Origin of the sequence: Clostridium putrefaciens (assembly GCF_900461105.1) — a bacterium.
In the GTDB taxonomy this organism is placed as follows: domain Bacteria; phylum Bacillota; class Clostridia; order Clostridiales; family Clostridiaceae; genus Clostridium_L; species Clostridium_L putrefaciens.
In genome coordinates this window covers 3,038,195-3,053,317 of record NZ_UFWZ01000001.1, presented here as the reverse complement: position 1 = coordinate 3,053,317, position 15,123 = coordinate 3,038,195, and the positions used below count along the sequence as shown (strand labels likewise).

Genomic DNA, 15,123 nt, shown 5'->3' with positions numbered 1-15,123 from the left:
ATATAAATCTGTTTAATCCATCTCCTCTACAAACTGACTTAGCAAACGCACCGAATTATTATTTGGAATCATGTACCCAATATTTAGTGGAAGTTTTAATTGATAATTTCCACGATTTGCAGTATAATTTTTATGTAAATTAATATGTTTTGTCATATATTAATTTTACTATAAATCTTCCACTCTTTCGAGTGGGAGATTTATTTTTTTAGACAAAAAGCTGTCGCACTAATTTTTTAGTGCGACAGCCTCATTTGTTGAATTAATATAATTTAGTTATATAAGGTTTCTTTCTACCATTTCTGTTACTGAAAATGTTGCCACATCATCAGCATACTTACCAGGTCCAAAGCCAGCATCATAGCCTAATTCTTTAGCTAATTCATGACTTATTCTAGGTCCACCACATATAAGTAGGACTTTATCTCTTAATCCTTCAGCTTCTAGAAGTTCTACAAGTTCTGTAAGGTTTTGAATATGAACATTTTTCTGTGTTACTGTTTGTGATACTAGAAGGATGTCGGCCTTAAGTTCAATAGCTCTTTTTACAAATTCCTCATTAGGGACCTGACTACCTAAATTATAAGCTTCTATCATCTCATATCTTTCTAAACCATAGTGACCAGCATATCCTTTCATATTCATTATGGCATCTATTCCAACGGTGTGAGCATCTGTTCCAGTGCTAGCACCCATTATAACTATCTTTCTTTGTATATTTTCTTTTATATAATCATTAACTTCTTCCATAGATAAGGTATCAACTTCTACAGTTTGTACATGAATAGATTCATAGTCTACAGTATGAGTTAGCGTTCCATATACTACGTAAAATGTAAAGTTCTTATCCAAGGCAGCATGATGTGCAACGTTAGGCTCTTCAAGACCCATCTTTCTTGCAAGTACTTTAGCAGCCTCAGCACTTTTATCATTATCAGGTAAGGGTAATGTAAAGCTTAGTTGAACCTTACCATCATTCATAGTATCTCCGTAGGGTTTTACCTTATTTAAATCTAAAACTGTATCGGTGCTTCTTTTTTCTGTGGAGTATAAGCCACTACTCATTATCTATTCCCCCCTAACATCAAGTCTATGAATGGGTTAAAGTATTCTTTTGATTTTTCTGATACGCCAGCAAGACCTTTTCCACCATTTATTGGCCTTTTTATTCCTGCAAACATACCCTTTTCTAGAGTTTTAAACAAACCTTCACCTTCAATTTCAGATAGTAGCTCAGAAGATTTACTTAATACTTCATTAGCTCGTTCTTCCATTTTACCGCCATTTTTAAATTCAAGTTCATCACCTAGGTCTTCCATACTATTAAATATATAGCGAGCGTTGTCTATTGAAAGGGCTCTGTCAGACATAAGTGGTGTATGTATGGCCTCTGTAAGCATTCCTAAAAGGTGGATTTTTTGATTAGTTAATACGCTTACCATATTAAAAAGTGCATTTTGTACAGTACCTTTAAATATGTCTCCTGTCATAAACTTTGTAGGAGGCATGTATTTAAGCGGTGCCCTTGGGAATATTTCTCTAGCCATTTGAGCTTGAGCTAGTTCATATAAAAAGGCATTTTTAAGATCAGGATTCATTTCAAAAGCATGACCCAAGCCCATCTGTTCTTCAGGAAGTCCAGCAACTAATGCAAATTGCTCATTAATAAATTGAGAAGCAAGTACAGTATGAGCTTCTTCAAAGGCATCTGAAGTAGTTAGATAATTATCTTCACCAGTATTTATTATTACACCTGCAAAGCCGTTAATAACACGTGAAAAGTATTGGTCTACAAGGGTCCTTTTCATGTTTATATCTCTAAATAATATTCCATAAAGAGCGTCATTTAACATTACATCTAGTCTCTCTAAGGCTCCCATAGCTGCAATTTCAGGCATACATAATCCAGAACAATAATTACAAAGTCTTATGTATCTACCAACTTCATCACCGATTACATCAAGTGCTTCTCTCATTTGTCTAAAGTTTTCTTGCGTTGCAAAGGTACCTCCGAATCCCTCAGTAGTTTCTCCGTAAGGCACATAATCTAAAAGGCTTTGTCCTGTTGTTCTTATTACAGCTATTATATCAGCACCTTGCTTTACAGCTGCAACTGCTTGAGTTATATCTTCTTTGATGTTTCCAGTAGCAACTATTACATATAAATATGGACCTTTCTTATCTCCAAGCCTTGAAAGAACCTCTTCTCTTTTATTTCTATTTGCTTTAATCTTTTCTACATACATTTTTGCTATAGGCATTATAGTAGCCTTTATTTCAAATAGATCTTTAGACTCTAAGGTTCCTAGATCTAACTGTCCGTTAGCTACTTTCTCAGCTATTTCTTGAGGTGAAAGACCTGTATTTAACATAGCATTACCGATAAAATAAGCAGCACCCAAAGAAAGAGCATCGTTCTTTACTATATTATCTACAACTACATTTGGTAAAGGAACACCAACGCTATCGATGCCATCTATACCAAGAAGTCTACAGACTGTTCTTTCTACAGTTACTGTTGTATGTAAGTCTATAAATTCTTGTGTATCTAAAGCTATATTTTTAGCGTGTGACCTAGCCTTAGATACTGTTTCAAAGTTTAAGTTTAATTTACTATTCATAATATTCCTCCTCATTATTTAAATTTTTATAATAATATTTTTGCGCTATTTCTACAATTTCTGGTTGAAGGCCTAAAAGTATGGATATGTTTAATGCATCCTTAGGTACTTTATTAGTATTAGATACCTTTTCTAGGCTGTAATCCATATGTTCTTGAATTATTTCAATAGAATTAGTTTTATTAAGATCAATTTTTCTTTTTAAATCATCAAAACATACATCTTTGAGACCCATTACTTGGTAGTGAATCATGTCATTTGTAACTATGTTGTCGTAGTGGGTAGATACTACGCTAATAGAGGTTGTTGTATTTAAATATTCACATAAGGATCTAACTAAAAATGATCCTTCTTTAGGGTTAGTGCCTCTTGCAAATTCATCTAAAGCTATAAATCCCTTTTTAATCTTAGTATGTTCTATTACATTTTTAAGCTCTATTATTTCAGCACCAAAGGTACTTAGTCCCTGTGATACTGATTGAAGATCGTCAGATATAAAGTATATAAAGTCTAATATAGGGAACTTTGCATAATCTGCAAAAACAAAGAAACCTAGTTGTCCTAAAAGTAAATTAAGGACCATAGTTTTAAGTGTTACACTTTTTCCACCCATATTAGCACCTGTAATTACAGCAACTCCAGAATTAAGGGAGATGTTTATTGGAGTAAAGGGAGTATTTTTAGATTCTAATATGTGTTTAACTTCTGGGTTAAAGGAATTAGTGAAGGTAACTTTCATATCATCTGATATCTCAGGTTTTGTAGCATTATAATTTAAAGCTAATTTTCCTTTTGCAATTAGAAAGTCTAACTTACCCATAGAATAAATATTGCTTTTTATAGTATCAACATATGTGTGTATATTTTTAGTTAAATTTATTCTTATAATTAGCTCTTCAGCATCCTCTTCAATAACATATTTTAGTCTTTTTTCTTTAAGCATAATAATATTTTCTTCATCATCAGAATAGAATATTTCATCTTCTAATTTTTTCTTATTCATTCGGATGTCTTTTAATTTTTTAGAATAACTATCATATATTTGAAATGTGGGTAACTTTTTATTGTCAGGGTCTAGTAGATTTAAGATAGCGCTTAAATCATAAAAGTCTATTCCAGTTATATTAATTGAGTCATTAAAATCTTTATAAATGTTATACAATTCTTCAGATATCATACAAAAACTTTTAATTTCAAAAAGCTCGACATCATCTAAGGTATTAAGATTTGAACATCTTACAATTGAGTTTCTGATATCTTTTACCTTGGATAAGAGTCTTTCTATTGACCTATAAGTATTTCTTTTTGTCATATAACTAGTAGTTATTTTTTCAATGTTATTTAGTTCTGCTATTAGTAATTCTTTATCTTGTTGTTTAAAAGGAGTTATATTCTTTTTTAGATCCTCACCAAAGGGTGTAATAGCATCAAGCTTGTCAATTACGAAGGTGTATCCTACCTGCTGCCTTTGCTTCTTGTCTAAAAAAATCATTACATTCACCTTCTTTAAGTTTATTTAAGCATTATACTCCACATCAAATATTGGTAAGTCGATAGTTTCTCTTAGCTTATTTAAAAATAGGTCTTTGTTAAATTCATAGCCGTAAGGAGATTTAGGATTACAGGTTACAAATAGAATATTTATTGGAATCAAACACCTTATTTCACCACCAGTAACTGTAAACTTTTTATAAACTTCTTCTGATAAAAACAGTTTTGTACCATCTTCAACTAAAAAAACTACCTTTTTATAAATATCTGTAGATTTAATTATATCGAGTAAAAGCTTATTTGATAATATACCTTTAATAAAAATATGGGATACATTTTCATTAAGATTATAAACTATATCTTTTCCTGAATCTAAAGAGGTTATAGTATTAAGATGTTTTATGCTTTTATTCTTATAAATTATGCTTATTCTCTGTGTTTCTAAGGTGTTATTACATAAGGCTATTATATAGGAATCTTCTTCTTCGGGTATAGATAATAATCTTATTGTATGTGCAGTTTTTTCTATAACACTATACATATTTTTTGATAAAGAGGCTCCTGTAGATAAAATGGTAGCTTCTGTTATACTTGGTGAGGCAAAGGTCCTTCTACCTAGTGCGCCATCTACTAATACCTTTTCACAACCTAGGGTTAAAAGGTCATTACAAATCATGGACATCTGTGAATTTACAGAAGGTCCACCAAGATCTACATATCCATCGCTTAATGATTTAACTATTATTACTTCACCCATTGGAGTTTGAATTCCTGTGGTATTAATTATTTCTTTAGTAATGTCACTATTATCTAGACATTGTCTTACAGTAGCTATGTAACTGCCTCTTCTAACATATATCTTAGGCTTTTTCGTAAGGGTTACAACATCTGAACCTTCTCCATCACGGCCTATAGAAGTAATTCCAAGGGGAATTATAAGTCCCATGGAGTTTTGAATAATATAGTTAAGCACTGTGGTCTTACCTACATTCTTATCCATGCCTATTATAGATAGGGTTTTAAAGTCTTCTATAAGGCTCATTATAGTAGTTCGTTTATCATCCATTTAAACACTTCCTAAACTCATGATAAAGGGTGTTCTTTGCCTTAGTTTAAAACTAAAGCAAAGAACATTATTTATTATATAGTTTATCTATGATTCCTTTTCTTTCTTTGCAGTCCTTCGGGTTCTAAGGAAATACCATTTCCTTGAACTAGACCTGCTATACCTATTAGGTTTTCACTAGCTTTTTCATTTTTACATACATCACATTTACAAGTATCAATGTAACTTTCAGGTTCAGTATAAGTAGTTATAACACCTTCAAAATTTCTTAATATAACCTTGTTTGGTGATTGAGATATTACATAATTAGGCATTACAGGTGTCTTTCCACCACCCCCTGGTGCATCTACAACGAAGGTTGGTACGCAATATCCAGAGGTATGACCTCTTAATCCTTCTATAATTTCAATTCCTTTTGATACAGGTGTTCTAAAATGCTCAAGTCCCATAGATAGATCACATTGATATATATAGTATGGCCTAACTCTTATTTTAACTAGGTCTTGAACCAATTGTTTCATAACATGTACACAGTCATTTACACCTCTAAGTAGAACAGATTGATTACCTAAAGGTATTCCGACATTTGCCATCTTAGCACAAGCGGCTGTAGACTCCTCTGTAATTTCATTTGAATGATTAAAGTGAGTATTTAACCAAATAGGATGATATTTTTTTAGCATATTAACAAGATCATCTGTAATTCTTTGAGGTAGAACTACAGGGATTCTTGATCCTATTCTTATAATTTCTACATGAGGAATTTCTCTTAACCTTTTTATTATATATTCAAGGTTTTCATCTGATATTAAAAGCGCATCTCCACCAGATAATAGAACATCACGTACCTTTGGAGTATCTCTAATATAGTCTATAGCCTTATCTATTTGATCCATAGGTAATGACTTATCATTTTGACCTGCAAATCTTCTTCTTGTGCAGTGTCTGCAATACATAGAGCATTGGTCAGTAATAAGAAGAAGTACACGATCAGGGTATCTATGAGTAAGCCCAGGTACTGGAGAGTCTTCATCCTCGCTTAGTGGATCTAATAAATCTGCATCAGATCTATGAACTTCAGCTCCAGTGGGTATAGCTTGTTTTCTTATTGGATCATTAGGATCATTAGGATCTATAAGGCTTAGGTAATAAGGGGTTATAGCCATTCTTAATGAACCTAGACACTTTTTCACCCCTTCTTCTTCTTCAGGTGTAAGTGGTATGTATTTCTTTAGCTCTTCTAAGGTCTCTATTCTGTTTTTAAGTTGCCACTTCCAGTCATTCCATAATTCATCAGGGATATCCTTAAATAATTCAAAGCGTCTATTTACCTTCACTTTTAAAAACCTCCTAGTGTTATTTTAAGATTTTTATAAAAAATTTTATTTAATACAAATAATGCTTTATGCTTAACCGTTACCCTTTAGAGGTGGCAACATACTGTCACATTTTAGACATACAACTTAGTAAATATTTCTCTTAAGATTTTACTTTCTCTAAGCTCAGATAGAGTTATTTCAGCATGACCTTTTGTATAACCATTTCCAACTATCATAGTAATATCTTTACCAGCACCTTCAGCTCCTAAAGCTGCTTTTGTAAAGCTTGTAGCCATGGAGAAGAAATACACAATACCCTCATCTCTAACGGGTAATATACATGACATTTCAGTATTTGCTACGTTTACGCAATTAACTGAGATATCTACCTCTTTACCATTATTAGCTTCTAAGGTTTTATTTAGAACTTCTATAGGTTTTGTTGCATCTGTAGCAATTACGTTATGACAAAGTCCCCACTTTAATAGGTTCTCAACCTCTGAACCTTCTCTATCCATAGCTATTACCCTACCTGTTGGTCCAACTCTTTTCATTGCTTCATAACAGCATAGCATACCTGACTTTCCAGCAGCTCCAACAATTAAAATGCTTTGACCTGGCTTTACAAGTTTTGCAATTTGAGCTGGTGCTCCTGCGACATCTAAAGCAGCTAATGCTAAGTTTTCAGGCAAGTCTTCCGGAAGCTTAGCATAAAGACCACTTTCAAACAGTATAGCTTGACCTTTTATATCTACTCTATCTATGTCTTTATGAACTGCTATTATTTCTTCAATTTTTAAAGGTGTTAAAGATAGGGATACAAGAGAAGCAATTTTATCCCCGACTTTTATATCTATGTCTTTTAAATCTTCTCCAATTTCAGATACAGTACCAATAAACATTCCACCAGAACCTGTAACGGGGTTTTGCATCTTACCTCTTTGATTAACAATTTCTATTATTTTAGCTTTTATTTTCTCTATGTCATTATTAGCTTCTTTCTCAATTTGAGTGAAACTTGCAGAATCTATATTTAAAGACTGAACATCTACTAGAATTTCATTTGAGTATATTTTCATATCATTGTCAATCTTTTGTGCAGCTTGAGTTAGAACCCCTTTAGGTTCTATAACCCTATGTGTTCCATATTTACAACCCTTATTCATTATATGATACCTCCAAAATAATATATTTAATTTTCATCCATTATCTTTAAGTCTTTAGACACAGTAAAGTCAGCTTCTGTAAAAGATCTTATCTCATCTAAGGTTGTATCCTTTTGTATTTCTGTAAGAATTAAACCGTCTTCAGTTACCTCTAGAACACAAAATTCTGTAACTATCATGTTAACTACAGACTTTGCAGTTAGAGGTAATCTACATTCTTTAAGTATTTTAGGATTACCTTTTCCAGTATGTTGCATAGCTACTATAACCTTTTTAGCTCCAGTGACAAGATCCATAGCACCACCCATTCCAGGAACCTTTTTACCTGGTATTATCCAGTTAGCCAGGTTTCCTTTTTCATCCACTTCTAATGCTCCAAGAACTGTAACATCAACATGTCCACCTCTTATCAATGCAAATGAAAATGAACTATCGAAAAAACAACCCTTTGGAAGGATGGTTACACATTGGCCTCCAGCATTTACGATATCCTTATCTTCCAGACCACTTTCAGGAGATTCACCCATTCCAATCATTCCATTTTCAGATTGTAATAGAACATGAACATCCTCTGGAATATAATTAGCTACCATAGTAGGTAGTCCTACACCAAGATTTACAAGCTGACCATCTTTCATTTCTTTAGCTACTCTTTTAGCAATAATTTGTTTAGCTATTAAGGCATCTTGGATCATTTACGCCAACTCCTTTATAACATAGTCTACAAGTACACTAGGGGTATGAACGTTTTCAGCGTCTAAGTCGCCTAGTTTAACTACTTTACTTGCTTCTACAATAACAATATCTGAAGCCATAGCCATAACTGGATTAAAGTTTTTTGTTGTACCTCTATAAAATATATTTCCAGATTCATCTACTATGGTACCTTTTAATATTGACATATCAGCCCTTAAAGGAAGTTCTATAAGGTATTCCTTACCGTCTATAGTAATCTTGTCCTTACCGTCCTCTACAGTTGTTCCAACACCTGTTGCAGTTATTACAGCACCAAGTCCTGATCCGCCAGCTCTTATCTTTTCAGCTAGGGTACCTTGAGGAACAAGTTCTGCTTCAAGTTTACCCTCATTCATAAGTCTTCCTGTATCATTATTTCCGCCTATATAAGAAGCGATTAACTTTTTAATTTGTCCATTTAAAAGCAACTTACCAACGCCAGTTCCTGGGTAACAAGTATCATTAGTTATAACAGTTAAATCTTTTATATTTAAATCTACAATATAGTCTATAATGTCATCAGCAGATCCGCAGCCTAGGAATCCACCTATCATTATTGTCATACCATCTTTAAATAAATGTTTTACATCTTCCAGTTTAACTACCTTATTCATAATATTAACGACGCTCCTTAAGGCCTAATATTTTTCTAGTTTCACTTGGATTTGCAATTTCTCTTCCAAGCTCATTTGCAAGTCTTACAACTTTTGAAACTAATTCTCCATTAGATTTTGCAAGTACACCTTTTGATAAGTAAACGTTGTCCTCGTATCCAACTCTTACATGACCACCCATTATAATAGCCATTGCTGCCATAGGAAATTCATTTCTACCTATGCCAGACACTGTAAATGTGCTTTCGGAAGGAATACTACCAGCCATAAAGACTAAGTCTCTAGGTGAAGCTGATATACCTCCGTTTACCCCTAGAACAAAGTTAAAGTGCATAGGAGACTTTATAAATCCTTTTTTTTGAAGTCTTACAGCCATATCTATCATACCTTTATCAAAAACTTCAACTTCGGGTTTAACTCCAAGCTTTATCATTTTTTGACCAAACTCTTTGATTGTATTTTCAGTATTAACAAATACCTCATCACCGCCAAAGTTGCAAGTTCCACAATCTAGTGTAGCCATTTCAGGACTAAGGTCTACAGGTTGTAATCTTTCTTCATTACTCATTCCAACAGCTCCACCAGTAGAAGGCTGAATTATAACATCAGGACATCTTTTTTGAATTTCTTTAATACAGGCTTTAAATCTTTCTTTATCCTGGGTTGGAGTACCATCATCTTCTCTTACGTGAAGGTGAATTATACTAGCTCCAGCTTTATACGACTTTTCAGCCTCTATTCCTATTTCCTCCACTGTATAAGGTAAGCTAGAATTATGGTCCTTTGTAACTTCAGCCCCACATATAGCGGCAGTAATTATAAGTTTATCCAATTATATATACCACCTTTCCTTATTACTTTCTTTGATTCTTCTTTGGAACAATGCAAGTTCCAGTGGCCTTACATACAACTATTGGTTCTTCTAATATATCAGCAGCAGAAGCGCTTATATCAGGTCTTGGTATTATAACTTTTCTTGCTTCAAATGTCATTTTCCTTGAAGAATTTCCACAGTTAATTATTTCACCAGTAGCTTCAATATAATCTCCAGAATAAACGGGTGCTAAAAAGTCTACTGAATCATAAGATCTAAATAGACCTTCATCTCCATCGTTAGCTATAAGAAGCTCGGTTGCAACATCCCCAAATAATTGTAACATTTTAGCTCCATCAACTAAATTACCGCCGTAGTGAGCATCTGCTTGACTCATTCTTATTCTAATTGTTGATTTCAAAATAGTCCCTCCTTATTAATTTTGATTAGATATATTTTAACTTATAACAATAATTATTAAGATTATTGTATAAATTTTAACAATGATGGCAAGTCAAATTAAATGAATTGTCATTATTGAAAGGATTTTATATTTATAAGGTATAAAAAAGCTACCTATGCAATGAAAACCTAAATTTTCATTGCATAAATAGCTCTCCATGTCTTTGATCATGGCAAGGATAAAGCCTTTTGAACTTAATCCCCAAGATATTAAGTAAGAACAAATAATATCTTTCGGCAAGTAAACCCTTCATTTTTAACGTTGGAGGTTCTTCTCCTTAACATTTAAAAATTACCCATTTATTCGCGCCTCTATTTATCAATTTAATTAATTTTAATGTTATTATACTCTAATTCTAATTGGTAATGAAAAGGTTGTCAATATTTTTTTGAAAATTCCGTATTTTATTGCGTTGAAAGATATTTAAACAATGATATTATTATTTATGATTGTACTTAACACATAAATTTATAATAATAAAAGTGCTTATATATATATATTAAGTGTTATTGAAATAATTACATAAACTTAAGATTTATTCTTAAACAAAGTAAGAGTTATGAAAGGCAAGATCTATGACGTATAGATCTTGCCTTTATAAATAACTATTAAATGGTCTAAAAATGCTTAAATTCTAGCTACTCCAGTTTTTATAGCAGCAGCTTTAACAGCATCAGCTACTTTAACTTGGACGTCTTTGTCAAAGGATTTAGGCATTACATTATCTTCATTTAATTCATTTTCAGGAACAGAACTTGAAATAGCATAAGCTGCTGCAAGTTTCATTTCCTCATTTATACTTGAAGCTCTTACATCTAAAGCACCTCTAAATATTCCAGGGAAGGCTAAAATGTTGTTTATTTGATTTGGGAAATCGGATCTTCCTGTTCCAACAATTCTTGCACCTGCCTTTTTAGCGTCCTCTGGGAATATTTCAGGTATAGGGTTTGCCATAGCAAATATTATGGAATCTTTATTCATAGATTTTACAAGCTCTTCATTTAAGGTGTTAGGAGCAGAAACACCTACGAATACATCTGAATCTTTTAAAACATCTTTTAGAGAACCCTGTTCTTTATTTGGATTAGTAATAAGGGCCATTTCAGATTTTGAAGAGTTAAGATTTTGTCTTCCATCAAAAATAGCACCTGTTCTATCACAAAGTATTATATTTTTAACACCGGATGATAGTAAAAGTTTAGTAATAGCAACTCCAGCAGAGCCTGCACCATTTACAATAACTTTTAAGTCTTCTAACTTTTTATTTACTACCTTTAGTGAATTTAACAGAGCAGCTAGTGTAACTATAGCAGTTCCATGTTGATCATCATGAAAAACTGGAATATCTAATCTTTTCTTAAGTCTTTCTTCGATTTCGAAACATCTTGGAGCAGATATATCTTCAAGGTTTATTCCACCAAAAGTAGGAGCAATCCTAACTATGGTTTCTACTATTTCATCTGTATCTTTAGTATCTAGTACTATTGGTATAGCATCTACATCACCAAAGGTTTTGAAAAGAACTGACTTTCCTTCCATTACAGGTAATGATGCCATGGGACCTATATCTCCAAGGCCTAAAACTGCAGTACCATCAGAAATTACAGCTACAGTATTCCACTTTCTAGTGTATATGTAAGCTTTGTTAGGATCCTTTTGTATCTCTAGGCAAGGCTGAGCAACTCCTGGTGTATATGCTAAGCTTAAGTCGCTAGCATCTTTTACTTCAACTCTACATGAAATCTCTAACTTACCTCTTTTTTCTTCATGAAATTTTAAAGCGTCATCATAAATAGTCATTTATTATTACCCCTTCCTTAAAAACAATTTAATAAAGTATCTATTACACTTACAATTTTAAGCGTAAATGAAAGTATAGTTTACACATGATATTATAGCACTAATTGCATTTATATTTAAGGCCATATTACCAATAAGTTTACTAAGTATTGAGATAAGTGAAAATAGGTGGAAAATTGAAACATGTATTTATATGAAACATTTAAAATATAGAATACAATTTTTAAAGACGGTATACTTATTAAAACTACCAATTAATACGAATTATTTAAGGATATAAACAAATAATATTCGTATTTGTTATTGACTTCAATTATTCACTTTGATAATATATTACATGAGGAATAAAAAGGAAGAGCCTTATAAAGTTATTACTTGAAGAGTAAATTTAAAAGGAGCTTTTATAGCATTTTTGTAAAAGTCATGAACCTTTTGATATAATTTTTAAAAGTATGGTAATAATTAATAATATAATATAATTTGAAATGGAGTGATATTAATGTCAGCTTTTGTAGTACTAGGTGCTCAATGGGGCGATGAAGGAAAAGGTAAGATGACAGACTACTTGGCAAAGTCAGCAGATGTTGTTGTAAGATACCAAGGGGGAAATAATGCAGGGCATACTGTAGTAGTTGGTGAAAAAGAGTATAAGCTGCATTTAATACCTTCAGGAATACTATATAAAAATACTTTAAATGTAATAGGAAATGGTGTAGTAGTTGATCCAAAGGCTTTATTTGATGAAATAGAGTACTTAGAATCTTTAGGAGAAAATATAAACGGAGAAAGGTTAATAGTTAGCGATAGGGCTCACGTAATATTACCTTACCATAAGATACTAGATAGTTTAAATGAAAAGGCAAGAGGGAAGGACGATATAGGTACTACAGGAAAGGGAATAGGACCATGCTATACAGACAAGTTTGAAAGATCTGGTATTAGAGTATGTGACCTTATAAAACCTCAGGTATTTAAGGAAAAACTAAGAGCTAATATCGAAATTAAAAATAAATACATAGTTAAAGTTTTAGGCGGAGAAGAACTAAACTTTGAAGATATATATGAAGAGTATAGTGCCTATGCAAAGAGACTTAAGCCTTTTGTACAGGATACATCTGTAAGAGTATATGATGAAATAAAGAAGGATAAAAAAGTATTATTTGAAGGTGCTCAAGGTATGCTTTTAGATATAGACTATGGAACATACCCTTATGTTACATCATCCAATACTACTGCAGGCGGAGTATCTAACGGGGTAGGTATAGGACCAACTATGATAACTAATGCTATAGGTATAGCTAAAGCTTACACAACTAGGGTTGGCAAAGGTCCTTTTCCAACAGAACTTACAAATAAAACAGGGGACTGGATAAGAGAAAATGGACATGAATATGGAGTAACTACAGGAAGAGCTAGAAGATGTGGGTGGCTTGATACTGTAATATTAAAAACTACAGCTAGAGTATCTGGACTTACAAGCTTTGCTGTGACTAAGATAGATACTCTAGCAGGACTTGAAAAGATAAAGATTTGTACTGGATATAAATTTGAAGATAAGGTAATAGATTACTTCCCAGCAAGTCTTGAAGATCTCGCTAAATGTGAACCAGTTTACGAAGAATTTGAAGGATGGGATAATTCAGTAGCAGATGCTAGAAGCTATAATGAACTTCCAAATAACGCTAAGGTATATTTAAATAGAATACAAGAATTAACAGGAATAAAGGTATCTATAGTATCTGTGGGACCTAAAAGAGACCAAACAATAATGGTAGGTGAAATTTAAAAATTATATTATTAATTTAACAATATCTTCATTGTATATAAGATTTCGCTAGAGTATAATAAATATTATATTCTGAAAAGAAAGAGGAGTTGATATATATGGAAATTTCAAAAGAAATGACTATTGGAGATGTAGTTATGGAGTATCCAGAAGCTGTTGAAGTTTTAATGAGTTTTGGTATGGGTTGTGTTGGATGTCCCTCATCTCAAATGGAGACATTAGAAGAGGCAGCTATGGTTCATGGATTTGATGTAGAAGAACTACTTACTGCACTTAATGGTTAGTAAAAGTTAATATATATAAATAGGTGATTTGCTTTTGTCTTTACATATAATTAGACTAAGGCAAATCACCTTTGTAATTACATGGTAAATTAATTAGAAAGATATAATATGCTTTATGTGGAGGTGTTTATATGAGAGGTATCATTACAGAGAAACAATATGAAATATATTATCATGACATTGACTATAAGAGGAAGGCTCTTATAACGTCTTTGGTGAACTTTTTTGGGGATGTAGCTACCTATCAAAGCGAAGAATTAGGTATAGGACTCGACTATTTAAAATCTAACAATGCAGCTTGGGTGTTATACAAGTGGGATATAGATATAGTAGAGTTCCCTAAGTATGGTGATAAGATTACAGTTAAAACTAGCGCATATTCACTTAAAAGGTTTTATGCATTTAGAGAGCATGAAGTTTGTAATAAAGATGGTAATATTATAGGTACAGCAAAATCTGTATGGTTTTTAATAGATATTGAAAAGAGAAAACCCATTAGGATTTTAAAGAGTTTATATGAGGCTTATGATATTAATGAAAAATGTAATGAAGAATTAAATATGGATAAGATTAAAAATATAACTAAAATAGATAATGAGGAGTACTTTACCATTAGGTATAGTGATATAGATACTAATAGACATGTAAATAATACAAAGTATATTTCCTGGGCTATAGAGGCTGTTCCATTAGAAAAGATACTTAAATACACTCTAAAAAGAATTAAGGTTATATATAAAAAGGAAACTAGATATGGACATAGTATAACCTCACAAGTCCAAATAGATGATAATGGAGATAGTATGGATTGCATACATAGAATTTTAGATGACGAAGGAAAAGAAGCTACATTGTTAGAAACATTTTGGATAAGTAATAAAGAATATTAATTTAAAGTAAGGTTAAATAATGAATAAGGTAGTTATATATTCATTATTTAACCTTAAATTTTAGATTTTTTATA

General features: G+C 32.1%; 14 protein-coding genes and 1 riboswitch. Of the genes, 3 read left to right on the top strand and 11 right to left on the bottom strand.

From position 1 onward, the window contains the following. Nucleotides 1–276: 276 nt before the first annotated feature. From kamE to DY168_RS14070, 11 genes are all read right to left on the bottom strand, one after another. Entirely contained in the window at nt 277–1,065 is a 789-nt protein-coding gene (kamE, locus tag DY168_RS14120) for a lysine 5,6-aminomutase subunit beta (RefSeq protein ID WP_115642307.1), read from the bottom strand. After that, a complete protein-coding gene (gene kamD / locus DY168_RS14115) occupies nt 1,065–2,621 on the bottom strand; it encodes a lysine 5,6-aminomutase subunit alpha (RefSeq protein ID WP_115642306.1) in 1,557 nt (518 codons plus the stop codon). The genes kamE and kamD overlap by 1 nt, the downstream gene beginning before the upstream one ends. Next, entirely contained in the window at nt 2,614–4,113 is a 1,500-nt protein-coding gene (gene kamC / locus DY168_RS14110) for a lysine 5,6-aminomutase reactivase ATPase KamC (RefSeq protein ID WP_115642305.1), read from the bottom strand. Before kamC ends, kamD begins: the two co-directional genes overlap by 8 nt. 24 nt (nt 4,114–4,137) lie before the next feature. Beyond that, on the bottom strand, nt 4,138–5,178 hold the full coding sequence (gene kamB, locus DY168_RS14105) for a lysine 5,6-aminomutase reactivase subunit KamB (protein ID WP_115642304.1): 1,041 nt from the start codon (nt 5,176–5,178) through the stop codon (nt 4,138–4,140). An 83-nt stretch (nt 5,179–5,261) separates the two neighbouring features. Beyond that, nucleotides 5,262–6,515, bottom strand: coding sequence for a lysine 2,3-aminomutase (gene kamA, locus DY168_RS14100; RefSeq protein WP_115642303.1), 1,254 nt, complete (start codon nt 6,513–6,515; stop codon nt 5,262–5,264). Between the two features lie 113 nt (nt 6,516–6,628). Then, nucleotides 6,629–7,663 carry an L-erythro-3,5-diaminohexanoate dehydrogenase gene (gene kdd / locus DY168_RS14095; protein ID WP_115642302.1) on the bottom strand — a complete coding sequence of 345 codons (1,035 nt, stop codon included), beginning with the start codon at nt 7,661–7,663 and terminating at the stop codon, nt 6,629–6,631. A gap of 26 nt (nt 7,664–7,689) precedes the next feature. After that, entirely contained in the window at nt 7,690–8,358 is a 669-nt protein-coding gene (locus DY168_RS14090) for a 3-oxoacid CoA-transferase subunit B (protein ID WP_115642301.1), read from the bottom strand. Beyond that, on the bottom strand, nt 8,359–9,012 hold the full coding sequence (locus DY168_RS14085) for a CoA transferase subunit A (RefSeq protein ID WP_115642300.1): 654 nt from the start codon (nt 9,010–9,012) through the stop codon (nt 8,359–8,361). A 4-nt stretch (nt 9,013–9,016) separates the two neighbouring features. After that, a complete protein-coding gene (gene kce, locus DY168_RS14080) occupies nt 9,017–9,844 on the bottom strand; it encodes a 3-keto-5-aminohexanoate cleavage enzyme (RefSeq protein ID WP_115642299.1) in 828 nt (275 codons plus the stop codon). A 22-nt stretch (nt 9,845–9,866) separates the two neighbouring features. Further along, on the bottom strand, nt 9,867–10,247 hold the full coding sequence (gene kal, locus DY168_RS14075) for a 3-aminobutyryl-CoA ammonia lyase (RefSeq protein ID WP_115642298.1): 381 nt from the start codon (nt 10,245–10,247) through the stop codon (nt 9,867–9,869). A gap of 182 nt (nt 10,248–10,429) precedes the next feature. Continuing rightward, nucleotides 10,430–10,611, bottom strand: a riboswitch (Lysine riboswitch). A 305-nt stretch (nt 10,612–10,916) separates the two neighbouring features. Next, on the bottom strand, nt 10,917–12,089 hold the full coding sequence (locus DY168_RS14070; protein WP_115642297.1) for an NAD(P)-dependent malic enzyme: 1,173 nt from the start codon (nt 12,087–12,089) through the stop codon (nt 10,917–10,919). Between the two features lie 499 nt (nt 12,090–12,588). On the opposite strand from DY168_RS14070, the gene DY168_RS14065 reads away from it, so the two are divergent. The 3 genes from DY168_RS14065 to DY168_RS14055 all read left to right on the top strand — a co-directional run bounded on the left by DY168_RS14065 (nt 12,589) and on the right by DY168_RS14055 (nt 15,049). Next, nucleotides 12,589–13,875, top strand: a complete 1,287-nt coding sequence (locus tag DY168_RS14065; protein ID WP_115642296.1) for an adenylosuccinate synthase — start codon at nt 12,589–12,591, stop codon at nt 13,873–13,875. Between the two features lie 98 nt (nt 13,876–13,973). After that, nucleotides 13,974–14,159, top strand: coding sequence for a DUF1858 domain-containing protein (locus tag DY168_RS14060; protein WP_115642295.1), 186 nt, complete (start codon nt 13,974–13,976; stop codon nt 14,157–14,159). A gap of 131 nt (nt 14,160–14,290) precedes the next feature. Beyond that, on the top strand, nt 14,291–15,049 hold the full coding sequence (locus DY168_RS14055) for an acyl-[acyl-carrier-protein] thioesterase (RefSeq protein ID WP_115642294.1): 759 nt from the start codon (nt 14,291–14,293) through the stop codon (nt 15,047–15,049). Nucleotides 15,050–15,123 lie beyond the last annotated feature (74 nt).

What these genes read in the sequence shown, in the direction of transcription:
- kamE (WP_115642307.1), bottom strand. Translation starts at nt 1,065, where the DNA reads ATGAGTAGTGGCTTATACTCCACAGAAAAAAGAAGCACCGATACAGTT.
- kamD (WP_115642306.1), bottom strand. Translation starts at nt 2,621, where the DNA reads ATGAATAGTAAATTAAACTTAAACTTTGAAACAGTATCTAAGGCTAGG.
- kamC (WP_115642305.1), bottom strand. Translation starts at nt 4,113, where the DNA reads ATGATTTTTTTAGACAAGAAGCAAAGGCAGCAGGTAGGATACACCTTC.
- kamB (WP_115642304.1), bottom strand. Translation starts at nt 5,178, where the DNA reads ATGGATGATAAACGAACTACTATAATGAGCCTTATAGAAGACTTTAAA.
- kdd (WP_115642302.1), bottom strand. Translation starts at nt 7,663, where the DNA reads ATGAATAAGGGTTGTAAATATGGAACACATAGGGTTATAGAACCTAAA.
- DY168_RS14090 (WP_115642301.1), bottom strand. Translation starts at nt 8,358, where the DNA reads ATGATCCAAGATGCCTTAATAGCTAAACAAATTATTGCTAAAAGAGTA.
- DY168_RS14085 (WP_115642300.1), bottom strand. Translation starts at nt 9,012, where the DNA reads ATGAATAAGGTAGTTAAACTGGAAGATGTAAAACATTTATTTAAAGAT.
- DY168_RS14070 (WP_115642297.1), bottom strand. Translation starts at nt 12,089, where the DNA reads ATGACTATTTATGATGACGCTTTAAAATTTCATGAAGAAAAAAGAGGT.
- DY168_RS14065 (WP_115642296.1), top strand. Translation starts at nt 12,589, where the DNA reads ATGTCAGCTTTTGTAGTACTAGGTGCTCAATGGGGCGATGAAGGAAAA.
- DY168_RS14060 (WP_115642295.1), top strand. Translation starts at nt 13,974, where the DNA reads ATGGAAATTTCAAAAGAAATGACTATTGGAGATGTAGTTATGGAGTAT.
- DY168_RS14055 (WP_115642294.1), top strand. Translation starts at nt 14,291, where the DNA reads ATGAGAGGTATCATTACAGAGAAACAATATGAAATATATTATCATGAC.